Annotated in this window: 21 protein-coding genes; 6 read left to right on the top strand and 15 right to left on the bottom strand. The window is 65.5% G+C overall.

Going from position 1 to position 22153, the window contains the following annotated elements; genetic code table 11:
* Window positions 1-23 precede the first annotated feature (23 nt).
* The 3 genes from P8H27_RS09065 to P8H27_RS09055 form a co-directional block, all read right to left on the bottom strand.
* Window positions 24-773 (bottom strand): DUF3726 domain-containing protein, encoded by a 750-nt coding sequence (locus tag P8H27_RS09065; protein ID WP_289636915.1) that lies wholly within the window; start codon window positions 771-773, stop codon window positions 24-26.
* The gene (locus P8H27_RS09060) at window positions 773-2494 is read right to left on the bottom strand and encodes a hypothetical protein (RefSeq protein ID WP_289636914.1); all 1722 of its coding nucleotides are present in this window, start codon (window positions 2492-2494) and stop codon (window positions 773-775) included. The genes P8H27_RS09065 and P8H27_RS09060 overlap by 1 nt, the downstream gene beginning before the upstream one ends.
* Before the next feature lie 187 nt (window positions 2495-2681).
* A complete protein-coding gene (locus P8H27_RS09055) occupies window positions 2682-3587 on the bottom strand; it encodes a LysR family transcriptional regulator (protein ID WP_289636913.1) in 906 nt (301 codons plus the stop codon).
* A 93-nt stretch (window positions 3588-3680) separates the two neighbouring features.
* Here P8H27_RS09055 and P8H27_RS09050 point away from each other — a divergent pair, with 93 nt between their 5' ends.
* From P8H27_RS09050 to P8H27_RS09035, 4 genes are all read left to right on the top strand, one after another.
* Window positions 3681-5123, top strand: a complete 1443-nt coding sequence (locus P8H27_RS09050) for an aldehyde dehydrogenase family protein (RefSeq protein WP_289636911.1) — start codon at window positions 3681-3683, stop codon at window positions 5121-5123.
* Window positions 5124-5133: 10 nt separating this feature from the next.
* On the top strand, window positions 5134-6123 hold the full coding sequence (locus P8H27_RS09045; protein WP_289636910.1) for a membrane dipeptidase: 990 nt from the start codon (window positions 5134-5136) through the stop codon (window positions 6121-6123).
* A gap of 89 nt (window positions 6124-6212) precedes the next feature.
* On the top strand, window positions 6213-7733 hold the full coding sequence (locus P8H27_RS09040; RefSeq protein ID WP_289636909.1) for a BCCT family transporter: 1521 nt from the start codon (window positions 6213-6215) through the stop codon (window positions 7731-7733).
* Window positions 7734-7805: 72 nt separating this feature from the next.
* The gene (locus P8H27_RS09035) at window positions 7806-8177 is read left to right on the top strand and encodes a RidA family protein (RefSeq protein WP_289636908.1); all 372 of its coding nucleotides are present in this window, start codon (window positions 7806-7808) and stop codon (window positions 8175-8177) included.
* A gap of 394 nt (window positions 8178-8571) precedes the next feature.
* On the opposite strand, the gene P8H27_RS09030 is transcribed toward P8H27_RS09035, so the two are convergent.
* The 5 genes from P8H27_RS09030 to P8H27_RS09010 all read right to left on the bottom strand — a co-directional run bounded on the left by P8H27_RS09030 (window position 8572) and on the right by P8H27_RS09010 (window position 12425).
* A complete protein-coding gene (locus P8H27_RS09030; RefSeq protein WP_289636907.1) occupies window positions 8572-9915 on the bottom strand; it encodes a DUF1329 domain-containing protein in 1344 nt (447 codons plus the stop codon).
* A gap of 259 nt (window positions 9916-10174) precedes the next feature.
* Window positions 10175-10894 carry a tRNA (guanosine(46)-N7)-methyltransferase TrmB gene (trmB, locus tag P8H27_RS09025; RefSeq protein WP_289636906.1) on the bottom strand — a complete coding sequence of 240 codons (720 nt, stop codon included), beginning with the start codon at window positions 10892-10894 and terminating at the stop codon, window positions 10175-10177.
* A 10-nt stretch (window positions 10895-10904) separates the two neighbouring features.
* Window positions 10905-11699, bottom strand: a complete 795-nt coding sequence (locus P8H27_RS09020; protein WP_289636905.1) for a thiazole synthase — start codon at window positions 11697-11699, stop codon at window positions 10905-10907.
* Between the two features lie 18 nt (window positions 11700-11717).
* A complete protein-coding gene (gene thiS, locus P8H27_RS09015; protein WP_289636904.1) occupies window positions 11718-11918 on the bottom strand; it encodes a sulfur carrier protein ThiS in 201 nt (66 codons plus the stop codon).
* Between the two features lie 129 nt (window positions 11919-12047).
* Window positions 12048-12425, bottom strand: coding sequence for a DUF423 domain-containing protein (locus P8H27_RS09010; protein WP_289636902.1), 378 nt, complete (start codon window positions 12423-12425; stop codon window positions 12048-12050).
* Window positions 12426-12492: 67 nt separating this feature from the next.
* On the opposite strand from P8H27_RS09010, the gene mtgA reads away from it, so the two are divergent.
* Window positions 12493-13203 carry a monofunctional biosynthetic peptidoglycan transglycosylase gene (mtgA, locus tag P8H27_RS09005; RefSeq protein ID WP_289636901.1) on the top strand — a complete coding sequence of 237 codons (711 nt, stop codon included), beginning with the start codon at window positions 12493-12495 and terminating at the stop codon, window positions 13201-13203.
* Between the two features lie 45 nt (window positions 13204-13248).
* Here mtgA and P8H27_RS09000 read toward each other — a convergent pair whose 3' ends face one another.
* From P8H27_RS09000 to P8H27_RS08970, 7 genes are all read right to left on the bottom strand, one after another.
* On the bottom strand, window positions 13249-13854 hold the full coding sequence (locus P8H27_RS09000; RefSeq protein WP_289637049.1) for a hypothetical protein: 606 nt from the start codon (window positions 13852-13854) through the stop codon (window positions 13249-13251).
* Window positions 13855-13921: 67 nt separating this feature from the next.
* On the bottom strand, window positions 13922-14776 hold the full coding sequence (rpoH, locus tag P8H27_RS08995) for an RNA polymerase sigma factor RpoH (protein ID WP_289636900.1): 855 nt from the start codon (window positions 14774-14776) through the stop codon (window positions 13922-13924).
* Window positions 14777-14888: 112 nt separating this feature from the next.
* Window positions 14889-15905, bottom strand: coding sequence for a permease-like cell division protein FtsX (gene ftsX, locus P8H27_RS08990; protein WP_289636899.1), 1017 nt, complete (start codon window positions 15903-15905; stop codon window positions 14889-14891).
* Window positions 15905-16573 carry a cell division ATP-binding protein FtsE gene (gene ftsE, locus P8H27_RS08985; protein WP_289636898.1) on the bottom strand — a complete coding sequence of 223 codons (669 nt, stop codon included), beginning with the start codon at window positions 16571-16573 and terminating at the stop codon, window positions 15905-15907. Before ftsE ends, ftsX begins: the two co-directional genes overlap by 1 nt.
* The gene (gene ftsY / locus P8H27_RS08980; protein ID WP_289636897.1) at window positions 16573-17988 is read right to left on the bottom strand and encodes a signal recognition particle-docking protein FtsY; all 1416 of its coding nucleotides are present in this window, start codon (window positions 17986-17988) and stop codon (window positions 16573-16575) included. The genes ftsE and ftsY overlap by 1 nt, the downstream gene beginning before the upstream one ends.
* Before the next feature lie 450 nt (window positions 17989-18438).
* Window positions 18439-19185 carry a TorF family putative porin gene (locus tag P8H27_RS08975; protein ID WP_289636896.1) on the bottom strand — a complete coding sequence of 249 codons (747 nt, stop codon included), beginning with the start codon at window positions 19183-19185 and terminating at the stop codon, window positions 18439-18441.
* An 85-nt stretch (window positions 19186-19270) separates the two neighbouring features.
* A complete protein-coding gene (locus P8H27_RS08970; RefSeq protein ID WP_289636895.1) occupies window positions 19271-21013 on the bottom strand; it encodes an amidohydrolase in 1743 nt (580 codons plus the stop codon).
* Between the two features lie 108 nt (window positions 21014-21121).
* On the opposite strand from P8H27_RS08970, the gene P8H27_RS08965 reads away from it, so the two are divergent.
* Window positions 21122-22054, top strand: a complete 933-nt coding sequence (locus tag P8H27_RS08965) for a LysR family transcriptional regulator (protein WP_289636894.1) — start codon at window positions 21122-21124, stop codon at window positions 22052-22054.
* Window positions 22055-22153: the final 99 nt, after the last annotated feature.

The following is a 22153-nucleotide window of genomic DNA, read 5'->3' as shown; positions in this document are numbered from 1 at the left end:
GCTGCCTGCCCGTCGCTGGCGCCTTAGCGCCCGCCGCCCGCGCCCATGCGCGACTGCTCGGAGCTTTCCACCAGCACCGCCTCGGCCAACTGGTTGAGCTGTTGCCACAACTCGATGGCGATATCCATGCCGCCTTCCAGGGCACCCTGGCCGGCCCGGGCGAACTGTTCCGGGGCGACCTGGCGATAGCCGCTACGCTGGCTGGCGCTGCCGTGCAACTGCCCGCTCAGGTCGATGCGGGTGCTCAGCAACAGGGTCAGGGTCTGGGTATCGGCCGCGCTGGCATCGGCCAGCAACGCCTCGCTGTAACTGGGGTAAGCGGTACCGGCGGCGATGCTGGCGACATGCTCGCTGACCGGTTGCTTGCCGTTCTGCCAATAGGCCAGCACGCTGATGCCCTGACGGGCACAGTCGACCAGCAGCTTGAGAATGAACTTGCGGTTGTGGCAATTGCGCACCTTGACGTTGACGCAGCCCTGCTCCAGCACCTTGGTCTGGGCCAGCTCGACGATGCTCGGCAGGCAGTTCAGGGCGCTGCGCCCGAAGCAATCGAACAGCAGCGCCTGACTCTCCTCGGCGAGCAGCTGCAGGGCCGGGCGTTGGCTGTCGGCCACATAGGGCAGGGCACGCTGCAACTCGCCGAAGCCCTGTTCGCCATGCACCTGCAGCCACTTGACCAGGGCGGCGGCGTCCTCGTAGTAGCCGACCGGATAGCCCATGCCCTCGAATACCCGCTTGAGCAGGGCGGTCAGTTCATTCGATGAAATCAGCATCAGCATTTCTCCTCAGTCGGGGCCAACGGCAGGAACCAGTCGTCTTCGAACGGCTGGCCGATATCCTCCAGCAGCGGCGCGCCCTGGAACATGGTGTTGCGCACCCACAGGCGCGAGCGCGGATCGAACTTGCTGACGCCGAAGAAGGCCAGCTTGCAGCGCAGCAGGTGCATCGGCAGCACCTCGCGATCCAGCAGGTTGGCGCGAATCTCGCCGTAATGGGTCTGGCTCATGCTCTGGATGCGCCGGGCGATGCCGCGCTGCTCGGGATGGCGCAGGAGGAAGCTGGCGGTGCATTGCTCCGGCTGCTCGGCCAGGTAGGCCAGCAGCTGACGATGGCACTGCTGCACCAGGTAGCCGATGCCCAGCGGCATCTGCTTGTCGCGGCCGCTCTCCAGGCTGCAGTTGCCCAGGCGCGGCTCCTGTTTCTCCTCGGAGCGGTACCAGAAGGTCTCGCTGGCGCCCTCGGCCGCGAAGTCGATGGCCAGCGCCCAATCGTAGTGCCGCTCGATCAGGGCGCGCAGCTCGCGGGCCGGCATCTGCGGCTGCAACTCCAGGTTCTCGACCACGACCAGGCGGTCTTCCAGGCTGTCGACCAGCTCCGGGTAGAGTTCCAGCAGGATGCAATTGAGCAGCTCCTGGCCCTGCAGGCCGAGCATGCGCGCCGACCACGCCTGCAGCTGCGCCCAGCTCTGCAGCGGCTGGCTGGCGAGCCAGTCCTGCAGCCGGGCCAGATCCTCCAGCACCGCCTGGTTATGCCCGGTCTGCCAGGCGTCTTCGGTGACGGTCTGCTGGATATGCGCGATGCCGCGAGCGACCAGCGCCTGCAGGCGGGCCAGGCGCTCGGCGGTGACCTGGCCGAGGCCGCAGACCCGCGCCAGGGCCAGCTCGCGCATCTCGATCCAGCGGCTGACCAGCTGCGGGTGATTGATCAGGTAGGGCGCCATGCCCAGGCCGGTGGAGTTGCCGATGCCAAAGTAGCGCTTGAGCGCCGGCTGCATAGGCACCGCGGTCTGCGGCGCACGCTGGCGGGCGATGTGTTCGGCCTGCTGCAGGCTGAAGTTGCGCAGCATGTAGCAGACGAACATCTCGGCGGCGTAGGGCCGGGCGAAGTCCGGGTGCTTGCCGCTGACCTTCTCCCAGTCGGCCATGCCCAGCTTGCCGCTGCCATAGACCGCGGTGGTGCGATAGAGGTAGCCGACCTTGGCGATCTGCGCGGCGTCGGGCTGGCGGCCGGCGCTGAGGGCGTCGACCACCGCATCGAAGTTGCGCACGCTGCGGTTGGCCCGCGACAGCACCAGCACCCGCGCATCCAGGCGCCCGGCTTCCTGCAGCGGCACGTTGCGCCGCAGGAACTCGACGTAGTCGTCGTCCACCTCGCCTTCGCACAGGGCCATGGTCAGATCCCATTCGGTGGCGATCACCCGGTCGTTGCGCTTGTCCGGCGCCAGGTACTGGGAGAACAGCACGAAGCTGAACAGATCGCCTTCGGTCTGCACCCGGTAGATCACGCTGCCGTAGCCCTCGGCATCCAGCTCGAAACGGCGCGGCTCGATGCGCCAGCCCTCGCGCATGATCTTGCGCACCAGGCTGCGCATGAAACTCAGGCGGCTCTGGTGCAGGCTGCCGAGCCGCTCCAGGTCCATGACCACAGAGGCCGGACGCATGGGCAGCGCCTGCGCCCCCTGCATGGCGGGATGGTTGCTGGATGAAGTAGTCATACCGGTGCCCTCGACTGGCGCAGGCCCCACCCGACATCAGGCTCGGCCAGAGGTCTGAGGGGTGCGACGGATTGTTGTTATCTGCCGTCGATGGTGGTCCAAGGGCGAGGGCCGGGCAATTCAGATCGTCCTATCGCCTGATAAGGGAAACTTATTCGCATGACCATATCGATCAGATAAGAGTCATCTACTGCCAGTCTGCCGGATCCAGTTCGTTGTCGCGCAGGATGAACTCGAACAGCGCCTGGGCCGCCACCGGCAGCGAGTGGTCGGCGCGGCGGACGATGCCGATGTCGCGGTTGACCTGCGGCTCGCTGAGCGGAATGAAGCGCAGCTGGCCGTGCTCGGCCGGGAAGGCGAAACGCGGCAGGGTGGTGATGCCCATGCCGGCCTCGAGCATGGCCAGCAGGGAAATCATGTTGGACATGAAGAACTGCGAATCGGCCACCAGCTCTTCGGCCTCGCTGCCGGCCAGCAGGCGCGAGGTGCCGTTGCCGATCAGCCGCTCGCCGCGCAACTGGCGCCAGCTCAGCTGCGCCTCGCCGGCCAGGCGATGGTCGCTGCGACAGACCACGCCGATGCTGTCCTCCCAGATCGGGATGAACTGGATGTCGCTCTCCGCCTCCCACAGGCTGGCGATGCCGAAATCCACCTGCTGATTCTCGACCATGCCCAGCACCACCTCGGAGCTGTCGTCGAACAGGCTGACGTGCAGGTCGGTGGAGTCGCCGATGAAGCGGGTGAGGATGTCCGGCAGCAGGCGGCTGGCGATCGAGGGCACCGAGGCGATGCGCAGGTGCCCGGACTTGTGCTGGGCGATCAGGCTCATGTCCTTGACCACCCGGTCGTGGTGGGCGATCAGCTCCTTGGCGTAGACCATGAACTGCACGCCGAAGGGGGTCAGCTCCGGTCGCGCCGCGCGGGCGTTGCGCTTCTCGAACAGGGCCTGGCCGAGCTTGCCTTCCAGGTCGCGGATCGACAGGGAAATCGCCGGCTGGGTGCGGTGGGCCTTCTCCGCGGCGGCATGGAAACCCTGCAGCTCGGCGACCCAGACGAAATGGCGCAGCTGGACGATCTTGAGGTCGGGAAGCACGGTAAGTTTTCCTTATCGAACAATAGTTACTACTGATTTTAGTTTATTCAAGACGGCGCCTACCATTCGTTAACAGTTTGAGAGGAGGTGCATATGTCCGGCGATATCTTTGCTAACTACATCAATGGCGAGTGGCTTACGGGCTCCGCGACTATCCGCAATGTCAGCCCCGCGAACACCCAGGATGTGCTCGGCGAGTACGCCCAGGCCGACGCCGGGCAAATCGAGCAGGCCCTCGACGCGGCCAGCGCCGGCCAGGCGCAGTGGCAGCGCAGCGGCCTGGAGCAGCGCTACCAGGTGCTGATGGCGATCGGCGACGAGCTGATCGCGCGCAAGGCCGAACTGGGCGAGCAGCTGGCCCGCGAAGAGGGCAAGACCCTCGCCGAGGGCATGGGCGAAGTCTACCGCTCCGGCCAGTTCTTCCAGTATTACGCCGCCGAAGTGCTGCGGCAGATGGGCGAGACCGCCGACTCGGTGCGCCCCGGCGTGGAAATCGAAACCCGCCGCGAACCGGTGGGCGTGGTCGCCATCATCACCCCGTGGAACTTCCCCATGGCCACCGCCGCCTGGAAGATCGCCCCGGCGCTGGCCTTCGGCAATGCCGTGGTGTTCAAGCCGGCCAACGCGGTACCGGCCAGCGCCTGGGCGCTGACCGAGATCATCGCCCGCCAGGGCCTGCCGGCCGGCACCTTCAACCTGGTCATGGGCAGCGGCGCCACGGTCGGCGACGCGCTGATCCACTCCAACAAGATCGATGCCCTGAGCTTCACCGGCTCGGTCGAGACCGGGCGCAAGGTGGCCAGCGCCACCGCCGCCAACTTCGTCCGCTGCCAGCTGGAGATGGGCAGCAAGAACGCCCTGATCGTGCTCGACGACGCCGACCTGGAGCAGGCCGTGGACTGCGCGCTAAACGGCGCCTTCTTCGGCACCGGACAGAAATGCACCGCCTCCTCGCGCCTGATCGTCAGCGCCGGCATTCACGACCGTTTCGTCGCCGCCCTGGTCGAGCGCATGGGCCAGCTCAAGGTCGGCTACCCGCTGCGCGAAGGCGTGCAGATAGGCGCGGTGATCGACGGCAAGCAGCTGGAACAGAACCTGCGCTACATCGAGCAGGCCAAGGCCGAGGGCGCCCGTCTGGTCTGCGGCGGCGAGCGCATCGAGGAAGAGTACGAGGGCTTCTACATGCGTCCGGCGCTGTTCGTCGACACCCGCAACGACATGCAGATCAACCGCGACGAGGTGTTCGGCCCTATCGCCTGCGTGATCAAGGTCGATGACTACGAGCAGGCCCTGGCCACCCTCAACGACACCGACTTCGGCCTCACCGCCGGGATCATGACCCAGTCGTTGAAGGTCGCCAGCGACTTCAAGCGCCGGGCCAAGACCGGCTGCGTGATGGTCAACCTGCCGACCGCCGGCACCGACTACCACGTGCCGTTCGGCGGCCGGAAGAACTCCAGCTTCGGCCCGCGCGAGCAGGGCAGCTACGCCCGCGAGTTCTACACCGTGGTCAAGACCACCTACATCCGTGCTTGAGGACGGCGCCATGCATGACGACCTGATCGTGATCGACGGCCTGCAGTACTCCAACTGGTCCCGCGAGATCTTCAGCCAACTGCGCGAGGGCGGCGTCAGCGCCGTGCACGCGACCCTGGTCTACCACGAGAACGCCCGCGAGACCCTGAGCCGTCTCGGCGAGTGGAACCGCCGCTTCGAGCAGCACGCCGACCTGATCATGCCGGTGGCGGGCGCCGCCGATATCCGCCGGGCCAAGCAGCTGGGCAAGGTCGGGGTGTTCTTCGGCGCGCAGAACTGCTCGCCGATCGAGGACGATATCGCCCTGATCGAGGTGTTCCGCCAGCTCAACCTGCTGATCATGCAGCTGACCTACAACAACCAGAGCCTGCTGGCCACCGGTTGCTACGAGGGCAGCGACAGCGGCATCACCCGCTTCGGCAAGCAGGCCATCGCCGAGATGAACCGGGTCGGCATGCTCATCGACATGTCGCACAGCGCCGAGCGCAGCACCCTGGAAGCCATCGAGCTGTCGAGCCGGCCGATCATCATCTCCCACGCCAACCCGGCGTTCTTCCACCCGGCCAAACGCAACAAGTCGGAGACGGTGCTGCGCGAGCTGGGCCGCTCCGGCGGCCTGCTCGGCTTCAGCCTGTACCCCTTCCACCTGCACAACGGCTCGGACTGCAGCCTCGAGCAGTTCTGCGACATGGTCGCACGCACCGCCGAGCTGATCGGCATCGAGCACATCGGCATCGGCACCGACCTGTGCCAGAACCAGCCGCAGTCGGTGCTGGAGTGGATGCGCAGCGGCCGCTGGTCGAAGCAGGTCGACTACGGCGAGGGCTCGGCGAGCAACGCCGACTGGCCCAGGCCGCTGGGCTGGTTCGGCGACAGCCGCGACTTCCCGAACATCACCCAAGGCCTGCTGCAGCGCGGTTTCAGCGCCGAAGACACCGCCAAAGTGATGGGCCTGAACTGGCTCAACACCCTGGAGCAAGGCCTCAAGCCTGCCCAGTAACTGCCCTGAACAACCAACAAGTACAAGATTCTTGTCAGGAGGCTGTAATGAATAGCACGCCATTGGCTACCCACCACGGGAGTCCCGCCATGAGCTACAAGAGCAAGCTGCTGCACGAAGTGGATGTCCCGGTGTTCCTCATCAGCGGCGGCTTCATCCTGCTGTTCGCCGCCCTCGCCCTGTGGGACATCGAAGCCATGACCCAGTGGGTCAACAGCGCCTTCGCCTGGTCGACCAAGCTGTTCGGCGCCTACTGGCAGGTGTTGCTGCTGCTGACCTTCGGCATCGGCCTGACGCTGGCCTTCGGCCGCACCGGCCGGGTGCGCCTGGGCGCCCTGGCGGTGCCTGAGATGCCGACCTACACCTGGGTGTCGATCATCATGTGCACCCTGCTCGCCGGCGGCGGCGTGTTCTGGGCCGCGGCCGAGCCGATGGCCCACTTCCTCTCGCCGCCGCCGCTGTTCGGCGGCGAGACCGGCACCCCGCAGGCGGCCTACAACGCGCTGGCACAGAGTTTCATGCACTGGGGCTTCCTCGCCTGGGCGATTCTCGGCAGCCTCAGCGGCATCGTGCTGATGCACCTGCACTACGAGAAAGGCCTGCCGCTGAAGCCACGCACCCTGCTCTACCCGGTGTTCGGCGAGCGCGTCATGGGCGGCTGGTTCGGCGCCCTGGTCGATGCCTGCTGCGTGTTGGCGGTAGTGGCCGGCACCATCGGCCCGATCGGCTTCCTCGGCCTGCAGGTGAGCTTCGGCCTGGAGAAGTTGTTCGGCATCAGCAACGACTACGGCACCCAGCTGACCATCATCTTCATCCTGGTCGGCATCTACACAATCTCCGCCGTCTCCGGGGTGACCCGCGGGATCAAGCTCCTCAGCCAGCTCAATGTGGCCCTGGCGGTGCTGCTGATGCTGTTCATCCTGCTGTTCGGCCCGACCGCGTTCATCTTCGATGCCTACGTGCAGTCCATGGGCATCTACCTGGACAAGTTCATCCCGATGGCCACCTTCCGCGCCGACCCGGCCTGGCTGGACTGGTGGACGGTGTTCTTCTGGGGCTGGTTCCTCGGTTATGGCCCGCTGATGGCGATGTTCGTCGCGCGCATCTCCCGTGGCCGCAGCATCCGCGAGCTGGTGCTGATGATCTCGATAGTGGCGCCGGTGATCACCTGCTTCTGGTTCACCATCGTCGGCGGCAGCGGCCTGGCCTTCGAGCTGAACAACCCCGGTTCGGTGTCCGCAGCCTTCGCCGGTTTCAACCTGCCCGGCGCCCTGCTGGCGATCACCGCGCAGTTGCCGCTGGGCTACCTGATCTCGGTGCTGTTCCTGATCCTCACCATCATCTTCGTCACCACCACCGGCGACTCCATGACCTACACCATCTCCATGGTGATGACCGGCACCGATCACCCACGCACCGAGATCCGCGTGTTCTGGGGCGTGATGATGGGCGTGGTGGCGGCCTTGCTGATCTCCATCGGTGCCGGCGGCATCAGCGCGCTGCAGTCGTTCATCGTCATCACCGCCGTGCCGGTGTCCCTGGTGCTGCTGCCGGCGCTGTGGAACGCGCCGCAGATCGCCCGGCGCATGGCCGACGAGCAAGGCCTCTAATCCTCACCTTTGAGGGAGCGCGACTAACGTCGCCTCCCTCTTTTTTTATTTCGCAAGAACCTAGGAGCCTCCATGAAACAGGCCGTAAAAACCCAACTGTTCCCGTCCAAGGCCCCGCTGGAGTGGGCGGTGATCGGCAACGGCACCCTGTACACCGCGCAGATCCCCATCGATGCCCAGGGCCAAGTGGTGCCCGGCGGCATCGAGGCGCAGACCCGGCAGACCCTGGACAACCTCAAGCACACGCTGGAATGCGCCGGCCTGGGCATGGACGCGGTGACCCAGGTGCTGATCTACGTCACCGACCGCAGCTACCTGGCCACGGTCAATGCGGTGTACGCCGAATACTTCAGCGCGCCCTACCCGAACCGCGCGGCCCTGGTCATCGCCGGCCTGGCCCGCGAGGAAATGCTGGTCGAGCTGGTGGTGTACGCCGCCGCCTAAGCCACGCCGTGTCTAGCAGGCCGTTAAAAAACTACCTACGTTGGCAATACTGCGTTAAAAACGGCCTCGGAATGCTCATTTACAGCCAGTAAACTCCGCTTCCTCGGCCGTTTTTGCCTTGTCTTGCCTGCCTCGCCTACATTTTTCAACGACCTGCTAACGCGCTGGCTCGGCACAACCGGCTGGCGCGCAGAGTGCCTGGCACTCAAGCCCTTGAGAGCGGCCACCATCGCAACCCTGGGGTTCTCTACCTCCCTCGGCACAAGTCCCTATTTGCCACAAGCGAGGACGGTTTCTTCTGCCACTGCGTCGACCGCGTCAGCCAAGCGCGGCGTTGCATACACAACAAAGCCGCCCAGTGGGCGGCTTTTGTGTGTAGCGGCGCTAACCGAACTCAGTTACCTTCGCGGCGCAGCGCCTGCGCGGTGAAGTCGCGCGGGTTGAGGCGGGCGTTGAAATCGTACATCGGCTCGTTGTTGTCGAGGCCGTCGACGAAGTAGCGGCCGCCCTTCAAGTCATAGAGGGTTTCCAGGGTGCTGCCAAACATCGGCACCTCGTAGTAGCTGATCGGGTGGCTTTCCTGCAGGCCGCTCAGCTCGCCATTCCGGTCGTACAAGTCGACCGCGAGGATCTGCCAGCTGTCCTCGTCCAGGTAGAAGCGGCGCTTGCCGTAAGGATGGCGGAAGCCCTTGCGCAGCTCGGCCTCGACCACCCACACGCGGTGCAGCTCGTAACGCAGCAGCTCGGGGTTAAGCGTGTTGTCCCTGAGGATGCGCTCGTAGGCAATGCCCTGCTGATGCACCGCGTAGCTGTTGTAGGGCACCAGCATCTCCTGCTTGCCGAGCAGCTGCCACTCGTAGCGATCCGGCGCACCGTTATAGGCATCGACCTGGTCGGCGGTGGCCATGCCGTTGGTGTCCGGCTGCAGGCTGTCGTAGGCCAACATCGGCAGACGGCGCACCCGCCGCTCGCCACGGTTGAAACGCCAGGCCTTGCGGATCGCCAGCACCTGGTCGAGGGTTTCCTGCACCACCAGCGCCGAGCCGGACAGCTTGGACGGGGCCACCACCCGGTACTTGTAATAGAACAGGGTGTTGTCCAGATCCTGCGGGTTGACGCCTTCGCGGCCATAGCGGAAGTACACGTCGCGCTCCAGCTTGAGCAGGTTGTAGCCACCGTTGGCGAGCACCGCCGCCTGGTTGGTGACCATGCTGACCTGCTCGCCACGGTAACGCATGATGTGGTTCCAGATCGCCTCTTGGCCGTTCTGCGGCAGCGGGAACGGAATACCCGCCGCGACGCCTTCGACGCCGTTGCCGCCGGAGATCAACTGGGCATTCAGGGCATTGAAGCGGGTGGCATCGTAGATCCGTTGCGGCGCCGCAGCGCTGCGCCGGGTCGGATAGACGCGCAGGAAGTAATCCGGATTGTTTTCCAGCAAGCGCTTCAGCCCGGCCGGTAACTGCGCCTGGTATTGGCCGAGGTTCTGACTGTCGACCCGATACAGCGGCGCATCGTCGGCGTAAGGGTCGGGATGGTGCATGGCCGGCCGGTAATTGGCCGGCGGCTCGGCCAGCCCGCCCTCCCAAGGGGGGATGGTGCCGGCGACATTGCCGGCGCGCTCGCCGCCGAGCGGGGTGAGATCCTGGCCGAGGCGCGCGGCCTGGGCACTGTCGACCTGGGCCTGCGCCTGCAGCGCAATGGCGGCCAGCAACGCAATTGAACATACTCTCAACACAACGAACTCCTCACCGCAGCTGGCGCCAGGCGCCACTGCTTGTTTGTGCCCGAACCGCCAAAGGGCTCGAACTTGATGTGTTTCAGTCATGCGGTGAGGGGCCGTCCTGGCGCCGGGTGATCCCGATCTTGTGCAAGCGTCCTGTGGCTGTGGTTCAGCCGGGTCGCGCTGCCGGGGCAGCGCTCGATACTGTTTGCCTGCGCTGCCGCGGCGTGCTCCTGCGGCACTGGCAGTAGGCGGGGATTCGTTTTACAGGCTCTCAGCTCTCGCGCTGGAATTTCAGATCCCAAACGCCATGGCCGAGGCGCTCGCCACGGCGCTCGAACTTGGTGGTCGGCCGCTCTGCCGGGCGCGCCACGCAACGGCCGTCGGCCGCCAGGTTGCGGTAGCCGGGCGCCACGTTCATCACTTCCAGCATGTATTCGGCGTAGGCTTCCCAGTCGGTGGCCATGTGCAGAACGCCGCCGACCTTGAGCTTCTGCCGCACCAGCTCGGCGAACGCGGGCTGGACGATGCGCCGCTTGTGATGCCGCGACTTGTGCCAGGGGTCGGGAAAGAACAGCAGCACGCGATCGAGGCTGGCATCGGCCACGCAGTGGCGCAGCACTTCCAGGGCATCGCAGCTGTAGACCCGCACGTTGTCGAGGTTCTGCGTCATCAAGCCGTTGAGCAGCGCGCCAACGCCGGGGCGGTGCACCTCGACGCCGATAAAGTCCTGTTCGGGCGCGGCGGCGGCCATTTCCAGGGTGGAGTGGCCCATGCCGAAGCCGATCTCGAAGGTGCGCGGCGCCTGGCGAGCGAACAGCGCGTCGAAATCCTGAGCACCGTCCTCCAGCTTCAAGCCGAACTTAGGCCAGCCCAGATCGAGGCCGCGCTGCTGGCCTTCGGTCATGCGCCCGGCGCGCATCACGAAACTCTTGATGGTGCGGTGCTGGCGCGTGTCCTCGGCTTCGGCCGAGGGTTGGTGCGATTCGGTCATGTTCTGCTCGTTACTTGATCAGGCCGTCCAGGGGCGAGGACGCGCTGGCATAGAGTTTTTTCGGCATGCGCCCAGCCAGGTAGGCCAGGCGCCCGGCTTCGATGGCGTACTTCATGGCCTCGGCCATCAGCACCGGATGCTGCGCATGGGCGATGGCGCTGTTCATCAGCACCGCCTCGCAGCCCAGCTCCATGGCGATGGTGGCGTCGGAGGCGGTGCCCACGCCGGCATCGACCAGCACCGGCACCGTCGCCTCTTCGAGGATGATGCGCAAATTGTACGGGTTGCAGATGCCCAGCCCGGTGCCGATCAGGCCGGCCAGCGGCATCACCGCGATGCAGCCCATCTCGGCCAGCTGGCGGGCGATGATCGGATCGTCGCTGGTGTAGACCATCACATCGAAACCGTCCTTGACCAGCACTTCGGCGGCCTTGAGGGTCTCGATCACGTTGGGGAACAGGGTCTTCTGGTCGGCCAGCACTTCCAGCTTGACCAGCTTGTGACCGTCGAGCAGCTCACGGGCCAGGCGACAGGTGCGCACCGCCTCTTCGGCGTCGTAGCAACCGGCAGTATTCGGCAGGATGGTGTAGCGCTCCGGGCTGATCACGTCGAGCAGGTTCGGCTCGCCCGGATTCTGGCCGATATTGGTGCGGCGCACGGCGACCGTGACGATCTCGGCGCCCGAGGCTTCGATGGCCGCGCGGGTCTCGTCGAGATCCTTGTATTTACCGGTGCCCACCAGCAGACGCGACTGATAGGTACGGCCGGCCAGGGTAAACGGCTTGTCGTTACGAACTTGGCTCATTGCAAACTCCAGTGCGGATTAACCGCCACCAATTGCGTGCACCACTTCAACCCGGTCGCCGTCGCGAAGCGCGGTGGCGGCATGCTGGCTACGCGGCACTATATCCAGGTTGAGTTCGACCGCGACCCGGCGTTCAGCCAGATCCAGACCACCGATAAGGTCGGCAACGGTGGCGCCATCGGCCAGCTCGAATGATTCACCGTTCAACTGAATACGCATAACGGGACGGTCACAACTTGGCAGGGGCGGGCATTCTAGCCCGATCACGGACGATGACCAAGGCCAAAGGACGGCATTCGCCCCACATTCTGACGTGCGGGTCAGGTTAACCTGACCCAGCAGCCGTATTCAGCATTCGCCGCAACGCCAGGCCGCCAGGCCGAGGCACAGCCAACCGGCAAGAAAGGCCAGGCCACCGAACGGCGTGATGATCCCCAGCCCGCCGATGCCGCTGAGCGCCAACAGATACAAACTGCCGGAAAACAACAGAATGCCCAGGGCGAAAAAACCTCCGGCCAGATTCACCCAGCGGCCCGGCACCCGCAGCGCCAGCAGGGCGACGCCGAACAACGCCAGGGCGTGGATCAGTTGGTAGTGGCTGCCGGTCTGGAACAGCGCCAGATACTCCGGGCCGAGTCGACTCTTCAAGCCATGGGCGGCGAAAGCCCCCAGGGCGACGCCGGTAAACCCGGCCAAGGCAGACAGCAACAACCACAGACGCACCATGCATCACTCCAGACAAGACAACGGCGACCGCTATAATGGCCGGCAAAATCCCCCTGGCCAAGCCCGCATGTTTCGCTCCATCCGCCGCCTGATGTTCAAACTGCTGCTCTGCCTCATGGCCGGCTCGGCGCTGCTGGTGCTGGTCTTGCGCTGGGTGCCGCCACCCGGCACGGCCCTGATGGTCGAGCGCAAGGTCGAATCCTGGGTCGACGGCCAGCCCATCAACCTGCAGCGCAATTGGCGCCCCTGGGGCGAGCTGCCGGACGACTTGAAAATCGCGGTGATCGCCGGCGAAGACCAGAAATTCGCCGAACACTGGGGCTTCGATGTCGCGGCGATTCGCGCGGCGCTGGCGCACAATCTGCGAGGCGGCTCGCTGCGCGGCGCCAGCACGCTGAGCCAGCAGGTGGCGAAGAACCTGTTTCTCTGGTCGGGCCGCAGCTGGCTGCGCAAGGGGATCGAGTTCTGGTTCACCGGTTTGATCGAACTGCTCTGGCCAAAACAGCGGATTCTCGAGGTGTACCTCAACAGCGCCGAATGGGGCAACGGCGTATTCGGCGCCGAAGCCGCGGCGCGCTACCACTTCAAGACCGGCGCGCCCTACCTGTCGGCCCAACAGGCCAGCCAACTGGCTGCCGTGCTGCCGAATCCGCGGCACTGGAGCGCCAGCCGGCCGAGCGCTCACGTCAACCGCCGCGCGGCCTGGATTCGCCAGCAGATGCGCCAACTCGGCGGCAGCCACTACCTCAATCGATTGCACGCGGCGCGCCTGGACTGACGGCCGAACGGGCTGAGCGCCCGACGAGAGTCCTGCCCGCCGATGTCAGCGCCGCTTCAAGGCCTGCCGCGGCAGCACCTGCAACAACCGCAAGCGCTCGCCCTCGGTGTGCGCCGTCAACCCCGCCTCGGGATAGACCCAGGCCTGGCCCTCGCCCAGTTCCAGGCGCAGGCGCGGCTGGCCGAGACTGCTGGCCAGACGCGCGGCGGCCACGGCCTGCTGCGGTTCGAGCCTCAGGGCCACGATGGCATGGCTGCCCAGTCCGGCCAGCAACTGCCGGCCGAGCGGCTGCTCATCGTCGCCCACGCCCAAGCCGGCCGCCGCCATCAGGCTGGCGCGCTCGGCCTCGCCCAATTCGAGTTCGGCTTCCAACGCCCAAGGCTCGCCGCTCGCCGGCCAATCCGCGCGGTAGAGCAAGCGCGCCCCCTCCGGACGCGACTGCAGCCACAGCTCGCCCTCTACCCGAGCTCTCAACATCGCCAGGTTCAGGCGGTTATCGGCCAGGGGCACGAACACTTCGGCTTGCCACTCGGCCAACCAGGGCAGCGGCGCCGCCGCAGGTTGCGGGCGCATCAGCCAGGCGCCCCAGGCGAAGAACAGCAACGCAACAGCGGCAAATACCAACCCGTGTTGCGCGCGCAGGGGCGGCATTTTCCTCAAGGCTTTTCTCCAGGCAGAAAAAAGCCGCACCAGGGTGCGGCTCTTTCGGGGTGTGCAATCACGCCGCGATCGAGCCTTTCAGCTTGTTCATGGCGTTTTTCTCCAGCTGGCGAATGCGCTCGGCGGAGACGTTGTACTTGGCGGCCAGTTCATGCAGCGTGGCTTTCTCCTCGGTCAGCCAGCGCTGGTAGAGGATGTCGCGGCTGCGCTCGTCGAGCCCTTCCAGCGCCTCATGCAGGTTGGCGGTCGAGCTGTCGCTCCAATCGGCAGCTTCGAGCTGGCGCGCCGGGTCGTAGCGGTGGTCTTCCAGGTACTGGGCGGGCGACTGGAAGGCGCTTTCGTCGTCGGCCTCGGCGGCCGGGTCGAAGGCCATGTCGTGGCCGGTCAGGCGGCTTTCCATCTCGCGCACCTCGCGCGGCTCGACGCCCAGGCTCTCCGCCACGGCATGCACTTCCTCGTTGTTCAACCAGGCCAGACGCTTCTTCTGGCTGCGCAGGTTGAAGAACAGCTTGCGCTGCGCCTTGGTGGTGGCGACCTTGACGATGCGCCAGTTGCGCAGGATGAACTCATGGATCTCGGCCCGGATCCAGTGCACGGCGAACGACACCAGGCGCACGCCCATTTCCGGGTTGAAGCGCTTGACCGCCTTCATCAGGCCGACGTTGCCTTCCTGAACCAGGTCGGCCTGGGCCAGGCCATAACCGGAATAACTGCGGGCGATATGCACGACGAAGCGCAGATGGGCGAGCACCATTTGCCGAGCGGCTTCGAGATCCTGCTGGTAATAGAGACTCTCGGCCAGCTCGCGTTCCTGCTCGGCGGTCAACAGCGGTATGCAGTTGACCGCATGCACGTAAGCCTCCAGGTTGGCGCCCGGGACTAAAGCATGAACAGGTTGCAAAGAAGTGGACATATGGATCCTCCGACTCACGAATCGAGCGCAGTGTAACACTGAGCAATACGACTAGGAACGCCTGTACAAGTTCCCTTACACATAGTCAATATCAATAAAATCAACCACTTAACTATCTTGGCTGTAATTCGTTCAAATGCCGGGCGACCGCCAGCCAGGCGCCGATGTAGCCGAGCAGCAGCGCGCCGAGCAGCAAGGACAGGCCGTCGTCTGCCGGCACGCCCGCCAGGGCGAAGTCGCTGCCGTAGAGCCCGGCCAGGCGAATCACCGCGTCGTTCAGCCAGCCCAGGCCATAGGCCAGCAGCAGCCAGGCCAGCAGCCCGGCACCCAAGCCGTAGAGCGCGCCCATATAAAGGAAGGGCCGGCGCACATAGCTGTCGGTGCCGCCGACCAGCTTGATCACCTCGATCTCGGTGCGGCGGTTCTCGATGTGCAGGCGAATGGTATTGCCGATCACCAGCAACAAGGCCATCACCAGCAACAGGGTCAGGCCGAAGACGAAACGGTCGCCCAGGTTGAGAATCGCCGTCAACCGCTCGACCCAGACCAGATCGAGTTGCGCCTGCTGCACCTTGGGCAAATCGGCCAGGCGCAGACGCAGAGCCTCCAGAGTGACCTTGTCGACTTCCTTGGGCGTCACCAGCACCACGCCCGGCAACGGATTGTCCGGCAACTCCTTGAGCGCCTCGCCCAACCCGGACAGTTGCTGGAACTCCAGCAAGGCCTGCTCGCGACTGATCCACTCGGCTTCGGCAACCTCGTCCATGCCCCCGATCTGTTCGCGCAGCGCCTGGCCTTCGGCCTCGCTGGCGTCGATCTGCAGGAACAGGGAAATCTGCGCGGCGCGCTGCCAGGAGCCGCCGAGACGCTCGACGTTGTCCAGCAGCAAGGCCAGGCCCATCGGCAAACTCAGGGCAACCGCCATCACCAGGCAGGTGAAGAAGCTGCCAATCGGCTGCTTGGCCAGGCGCCGCAGGCTGTCGACCAGGCTGGCGCGGTGGCTTTCCAGCCAGGCGTGGAACTGACTGCGAAAATCCGGGCCGTCGTCCGGGGTCTTCGATTCGGGCTTTTTCGGCGCGGCGCCGACGCGTTGCGCCGGCTGGGGGGCGGGCATGCGGGTAGCGCTCATCAGACCGCCTCCCCGTCGCCGATCAAGCGGCCACGCTGCAGGGTCAGCATGCGGTGGCGCATGCGCGCGATCAGCGCCAGGTCGTGACTGGCGATCAGCACGCTGGTGCCCAGGCGGTTGATATCCTCGAACACCCCCATGATCTCCGCGGCCAGGCGCGGGTCGAGGTTGCCGGTCGGCTCGTCGGCCAGCAACAGGGCCGGCCGATGCACCACCGCGCGGGCGATGCCGACGCGCTGCTGCTGGCCGGTGGAGAGCTCGCTGGGAAACTGCTCGGCCTTGTCCGCCAGCGACACCCGCTCCAGGGCGGCGCCGACGCGCTTGCCGATCTCCACCTTGGACAGGCCGAGGATCTGCAGCGGCAGGGCGACGTTGTCGAACACGCTGCGGTCGAACAGCAGTTGGTGGTTCTGGAACACCACGCCGATCTGCCGGCGCAGGTAGGGAATCTGGGCGTTACTGATTTGCCCCAGATCCTGCCCGGCCAGCAGCAGTTTGCCGCTGGTCGGCCGTTCCATCGCCAGCAGCAGGCGCAACAGGGTGCTTTTGCCGGCACCCGAGTGGCCGGTGACGAACAGGAACTCGCCACGGCGCACGCGAAAACTCAGCTCGTGCAGCCCGACGTGACCGTTGGGGTAACGCTTACCGACCTGCTCGAACTTGATCATTAGGATTCCCGCGACTGGAACAGCGCCTGGACAAAGGCGTTAGCCTCGAAGGTGCGCAGGTCGTCGATGCCTTCGCCGACGCCAATATAGCGAATCGGCAGGCCGAACTGCTTGGCCAGGGCGAAGATCACCCCGCCCTTGGCGGTGCCGTCCAGCTTGGTCAGCACCAGGCCGGTCAGGTTCACCGTCTGGTTGAACTGCTTGGCCTGGTTGATCGCGTTCTGCCCGGTGCCGGCATCCAGCACCAGCAACACCTCATGCGGCGCCGTGTCGTCCAGCTTGCCGATCACCCGGCGCACCTTCTTCAACTCTTCCATCAGGTTGTCTTTGGTGTGCAGGCGCCCGGCCGTATCGGCGATCAGCACGTCCATGCCGCGCGCCTTGGCGGCCTGTACCGCATCGAAGATCACCGACGCCGAATCGGCCCCGGTGTGCTGGGCGATCACCGCAATGCGGTTGCGCTCGCCCCACACCTGCAACTGCTCCACGGCGGCGGCGCGGAAGGTGTCGCCGGCGGCCAGCATGACTTTCTTGCCGTCCTGCTGCAGTTTTTGCGCCAGTTTGCCGATGGTGGTGGTCTTGCCGGCGCCATTCACGCCGACCACCAGAATCACATAGGGCTGCTTGGTTTGATCCACGCGCAGCGGCTGCTCGACCGGCTTGAGCAGCGCGGTCAGCTCGTCCTGCAGTGCCTGGTACAAGGCGCCGCTGTCGGTCAACTGCTTGCGCGCGACCTTCTGGGTCAGGCTCTGGATGATCAGGTTGGTGGCTTCGACGCCGACGTCGGCGGTGAGCAGGCGGGTTTCGATCTCCTCGAGCAGCTCGTCGTCGATCGCCTTCTTGCCGAGGAACAGGCTGGCCATGCCCTCGCCCAGGCTGGCGCTGGTTTTCGACAGCCCCAGCTTGAGGCGGGCGAACCAGCCGCCCTGGTTATCGCCCGGTTTGTTCTGCTCGACCTGCACCTCGGCTGCCGGAGCCGGCGCGACGCTCGCTGCGGCCGGCGCAGGCGGCTCGGGTTCCGCCACGTGAACGACGGGATGCAGCACTTCGCTGCCGGCATTGATGCGAAACCGCGAAGGCCGCGGCGCCTGCACCGGCTCGGCCACCGACGCGGGCGTCGGTGTCGGTGTCGGTGTCGGCGTCGATGCGGGCTCGGCACCGGCAGCCGGCGCGACCTGTCCGAGCACTGGCGCAGCGGCCTCGCCGGCTGGCGGCAGCGCTGGCGCCGGTGCTGGCGACTCGGGTGCAGGCGTGGGTTCGGCCGCGGGAGTTGCTGGACTGCTGGCGGGCTCCTGCGGCTTCTTGCGCAACCAGCCGAACAGGTCTTTCTTCTCGGCGGGTTTCTCGGCCGATGGCGGTACAGCGGGCGTGGCGCCGGGTGCGGGGGTCTTCTTGTCGTCGTTGGAACCAAACATGGAGGACGGCTATCTCAAAGGTGCGACGCGCCAGTGGGCGGGTCTGGAACATTGGCTGCGCAGCAGAATATAAAGCTGAAGGAAGCGCACAGTAACATTCAGACCAGATACCAGACGTGGCCGCCGGTAAGGTCGGGCGACCCCCGGATCATTCCTGAGCGGGAGCCCCAAGAACCGTGCGTGTGGCTTTGACCGCACAGGGCTCAAGCCGACATGAAGCCAGTCATGCTGACGGGCAACACACGAGAATTGCGCGCGACTTTACCACTATAAGCCGCCGCGGAGCAGGTCTATCTGTCGCATATGGACGCCTCCTCGCTGCAAGCCCCACGAGCGCCAGGGAGCATGTCGACCGACTCAGCCGCCGGCCACTTCCTTGAATCGGTGCCAGCAGGCCGACGGCGGCGAGCAGGCCGGGGGAGTTCACGGCGCTGTCCTCGCTCGTGGGCATCAGAAGGTCTGGCTGGCACTGAAGACCAGGGTGGCGCTGCACAGGTCGTCATAGCCCATGTAACTCATGCACTCGGCCTGCGACAGATCGGTATCGACATAGCTCGCGCCCCAGTTCACCCCGAGCATTTCCCGCTGCAGGCCGATGCTCCAGTTGTTGTAGTCCTCCTGGCCACGGATCCAGTCCTTGTTGAAGAACACCTTGTCCTTGTAGTCGACATTCTCGGCTTTCAACTCCAGGCCGATCTCCAGCGGCAACTGGGTGCGGTAGCCGGCGAAGTAGCTGGAACTGCTCTCGTCGACATCGGCCGAGTGCTTGCCGCCGATAAAGAAGCCGTAGGCATCCAGGGTCAGGTAGACATCGGCGCCGTTGAACTGGCCCTCCCCCGGGTAGCTGTAGCTGTTGTAGTAAAGGTCGAGGCTGAGGTCGTCGTCGATCTGCCAGTAATAGCCGGCGTAGTAGTCGACCTCCTGACGGGTGCCGTAGTCGTCGTCCTGTTCCCAGTCATAGCCATACTCGACATTGCTGCTCCAGACCCCGGCATACAGGCCGCTGGCATGGGCCAGCAGCACATCCAGCTGCAAGGCCGGGTCGCCCAGGGTTTGCGAAATGCCGCTGGAGCGGTAATCGCTGAGCAGCTTGGGGGTGATCTGCAAGTCGAACTGTTGGTTCAGCTCCAAGGCCTGTAGCTGGCCAAGCGGAGCCAATCCCAGAGCAGCCATAACGAAGGCGGTTAACGCGCGCATAGGGTTTTCCTTATTGTTATCGGGGTGGATCGAGGTTCCGCCCGCCCCACTCCAACGCGGAGCAGGGCCGATCGGACGCAGCGGGTCAGGACTCCTGAGCGTGCACCAGTTGGCCGGCGAAGTAGGTGCGCAGCACCTGGGTGTCGAACAGCTGCTCGTCGCTGACCTGGAACACGTCGCGATCCAGCACGATCAGGTCGGCCTGCTTGCCCGGCGCCAGGGAGCCGATGCGCTGCTCCAGGCGCAGGGCCTTGGCCGCATTGAGGGTGTAGGCCTGGAACATGCTTTCGCGGTCGATGCTCTCGGCGCCGTTGAGCACCCCGAGCGGGCCCTTGCGGGTGCTGGCCTGGGCGATGGCGTTCCACGGATTGGGACTGGACACCGGCCAGTCGCTGGCGCCGGCGATAGTCGCGCCAGCCTGGTGCAGCGAGCGCGCCGGGTACTGGTGCAGGTAAGCCGCGGCGCTCACGTAGGGCTTGACCAGCTCCTCGGTGTAGCTCTCGGCGGTGGCCCAGAGCAGCTGCATGGAGGCGATCACGCCGAGCTGCTGAAAGCGCGGGAACTCCGCGGGATCGACCATCTGCAGGTGGCTGATGCTGTGCGCCAGCGGCGCGGGGTTGAGCTGGCGCGCCTGCTCGAAGCCGTTCAGCGCCTCACGCACCGCGCGGTCGCCCACCGCATGCACATGCACGATCCAGCCCCGCTGTTCGGCAGCCGTCACCAACCCGCCGAAGCCGGCCGGGTCGATCAGCAGCTCGCCGCGTTTGCGGCTGTTGTTGAACGGTTCGAGCACCGCGGCGGTCTGCCCCGGGAACTCCATGACGCCGTCGGCGAAAATCTTGATGCCGGGGAAACTCAGGTTGGGCACGCCCCGGAACTGCTGCATGACCTTGTCCAGCACCTGCAGGTCGGCCGGCTGGCTTTGCGGATGGGTCACCAGCAGCGCGGCGACGTGGGCGCTGAGCTCGCCCTGCTCGGCCAGCGCGCGGTACAGCGGCAGCACGCCCAGGTCTTGTTCGCTGGGGCGCAGCTCGAACAGGCCATCGCCGTCACCGGCATTGGCCGCCGCATCCATCCAGGCGGTGATGCCGACCCGGTTGTTGATCTTCACCGCCTCGCGGGCGGCTGCGAGCATGTCGGCCTCGCTGGGCGCCGGATACTGGCTACGCACCCGATCCCAGCCATTCTCCGCCAGGTAGCCGGTGGGGTTGAAGTCGGCATCGTGGCCGATAAAACCGCGCTCCTTGTCGGACAGGCTGCGCACCAGTCCGGCATCGATGTTCAGGCGCTTGAGCAGGGCTTGATTGGCCCAGCCGGTATGCCCGTCGATGCCATCGAGCACCAGCGGCTGCTCGGCCCAACGGCCCTGGTTGAAGATAGCGCCCAGCCCGGCGCTCTGCTGCCAATAGGCCGAACTGGCGCCGGAAATCACGATCAGATCGCCCATGCGCGCGCTGCCGGCCCGATCCTGTTCGAGGATCCACTGCTCCAGCTCGGCCAGCGCCAGCACCTCGTCATACAGGTTGGCCCGCAGGCTGGCCATGGCGCCCATGACCGGATGGCTGTGGCTGTCGATCATGCCCGGCATCAACACCTTGCCCGCCAGGTCGACCCGTTGCGTATCGGCATCGGCCAGGGCTTGGATTTCGGCATCGCTGCCGACCTTGAGGATCTTGCCGCCCGCCACCGCCACCGCCTGGGCCAGCGGCTGGCCGGGTTCGGCGGTAAACACCTTGCCGTTGAATAACAACAGATCCGCCGCCGCCATGGCTTCCATCGAGGAAAAAGCCAGCACGCCGGCCAACAAGCCTGGAATAAATCGTTGCATCGCCGCAGCCTCTAGTTTTTATTGGTCTGGCCATGAGACTAGCGGCGGATAGGCAGCGGCAGAACAGCGCTGCCGAGCAAAACATTCTTGCCAAACAGGAAAAACACTATGGACAAGCTCGGCGCCCTGAGCATGTTTGTCGCCACCGCCGAACAGGGCAGTTTCAGCCGTGCGGCCGAGCAGTTGGGCAAGACCCCTTCGGCCCTGACCAAGGCGGTCAGCCACCTGGAAGCGGAACTGGGCGCGCAACTGTTCGAGCGCAGCACCCGACGCACGGCGCTGACCGAGGCCGGCCGGCTCTACCTGGAGACCGCCCGCCAGGTGCTGCAGCGCCTGCACGATGCCGGCGAAGAGATCGGCCAGCTCAAGCAGGGCCTGCATGGCAGCCTGAGACTGACCGCCCCCTTGGCGTTTGGCCGGGCGTTTCTCGATCGAGTCTGCGCCGATTTTCTCGCCGAACATCCGCAGCTCAGCCTGCGGGTGGATTTGTGCGACGCCTTCGTCGACCTGGCCGAGGGCGGTTATGACCTGGCCTTGCGCGAGGGCCGCAGCGACCTGCCGGGGCTGATTGCCAAACCGCTGGGGCACAATCGCATCGTCCTGTGCGCCAGCCCGGCCTACCTGGCGGCCAACCCGACGCCGGTCACGCCGGCAACCTTCGGCCGCCACCAATGGCTGCTCTACCGCCACCCGGCGCTGGATCAACACTACTGGTGGCTGGCGCACCACGGCGTACGCCTGCGCACCCCGGTGCCGCAAGCACGCCTGGCAAGCGACAACTACGACCTGCTGCTGACCAACTGCCTGCTGGGAGTAGGCCTGCACGCCTGCCCCCTGTGGAGTGTGCAGCCCTATCTGGAGACCGGCCAATTGCTCCAGATGATGACGGAGTACGACTTCGATCCGGATGCCTTCGGCCCGCTGATCCTCGCCGTTTACCCCAGCCACCGCCGGGCCACGCGCAAGGTGCAAACCTTTATCGATTACCTGGCCGCGTTCTTCGACCGGCGCGGCTTTGGCTTGAGCAGCAGCACTGAATGACCGCTTTCGCAATATTCGCAATAGTTGCGCGACCCCAGGCCAAGGAACGCCGGCACACCTCAGGAGTCTCACGGTTCTGTTAATAGCCACTTACCGCTA

Source organism: Pseudomonas sp. sp1636 (assembly GCF_030376615.1).
GTDB lineage: Bacteria > Pseudomonadota > Gammaproteobacteria > Pseudomonadales > Pseudomonadaceae > Aquipseudomonas.
The sequence above is the reverse complement of the archived record's forward strand: the minus strand, read 5'-3'. Positions and strand labels throughout refer to the sequence as shown.

Coding starts and splice junctions, on each gene's coding strand:
- ftsY (WP_289636897.1), bottom strand. CDS start 17,988: ATGTTTGGTTCCAACGACGACAAGAAGACCCCCGCACCCGGCGCCACG.
- P8H27_RS09035 (WP_289636908.1), top strand. CDS start 7,806: ATGAAACAGGCCGTAAAAACCCAACTGTTCCCGTCCAAGGCCCCGCTG.
- P8H27_RS09010 (WP_289636902.1), bottom strand. CDS start 12,425: ATGGTGCGTCTGTGGTTGTTGCTGTCTGCCTTGGCCGGGTTTACCGGC.
- P8H27_RS08965 (WP_289636894.1), top strand. CDS start 21,122: ATGGACAAGCTCGGCGCCCTGAGCATGTTTGTCGCCACCGCCGAACAG.
- P8H27_RS09060 (WP_289636914.1), bottom strand. CDS start 2,494: ATGACTACTTCATCCAGCAACCATCCCGCCATGCAGGGGGCGCAGGCG.
- P8H27_RS09040 (WP_289636909.1), top strand. CDS start 6,213: ATGAGCTACAAGAGCAAGCTGCTGCACGAAGTGGATGTCCCGGTGTTC.
- thiS (WP_289636904.1), bottom strand. CDS start 11,918: ATGCGTATTCAGTTGAACGGTGAATCATTCGAGCTGGCCGATGGCGCC.
- P8H27_RS09065 (WP_289636915.1), bottom strand. CDS start 773: ATGCTGATTTCATCGAATGAACTGACCGCCCTGCTCAAGCGGGTATTC.
- mtgA (WP_289636901.1), top strand. CDS start 12,493: ATGTTTCGCTCCATCCGCCGCCTGATGTTCAAACTGCTGCTCTGCCTC.
- P8H27_RS08975 (WP_289636896.1), bottom strand. CDS start 19,185: ATGCGCGCGTTAACCGCCTTCGTTATGGCTGCTCTGGGATTGGCTCCG.
- P8H27_RS09020 (WP_289636905.1), bottom strand. CDS start 11,699: ATGAGCCAAGTTCGTAACGACAAGCCGTTTACCCTGGCCGGCCGTACC.
- P8H27_RS09050 (WP_289636911.1), top strand. CDS start 3,681: ATGTCCGGCGATATCTTTGCTAACTACATCAATGGCGAGTGGCTTACG.
- trmB (WP_289636906.1), bottom strand. CDS start 10,894: ATGACCGAATCGCACCAACCCTCGGCCGAAGCCGAGGACACGCGCCAG.
- rpoH (WP_289636900.1), bottom strand. CDS start 14,776: ATGTCCACTTCTTTGCAACCTGTTCATGCTTTAGTCCCGGGCGCCAAC.
- ftsE (WP_289636898.1), bottom strand. CDS start 16,573: ATGATCAAGTTCGAGCAGGTCGGTAAGCGTTACCCCAACGGTCACGTC.
- ftsX (WP_289636899.1), bottom strand. CDS start 15,905: ATGAGCGCTACCCGCATGCCCGCCCCCCAGCCGGCGCAACGCGTCGGC.
- P8H27_RS08970 (WP_289636895.1), bottom strand. CDS start 21,013: ATGCAACGATTTATTCCAGGCTTGTTGGCCGGCGTGCTGGCTTTTTCC.
- P8H27_RS09000 (WP_289637049.1), bottom strand. CDS start 13,854: ATGCCGCCCCTGCGCGCGCAACACGGGTTGGTATTTGCCGCTGTTGCG.
- P8H27_RS09045 (WP_289636910.1), top strand. CDS start 5,134: ATGCATGACGACCTGATCGTGATCGACGGCCTGCAGTACTCCAACTGG.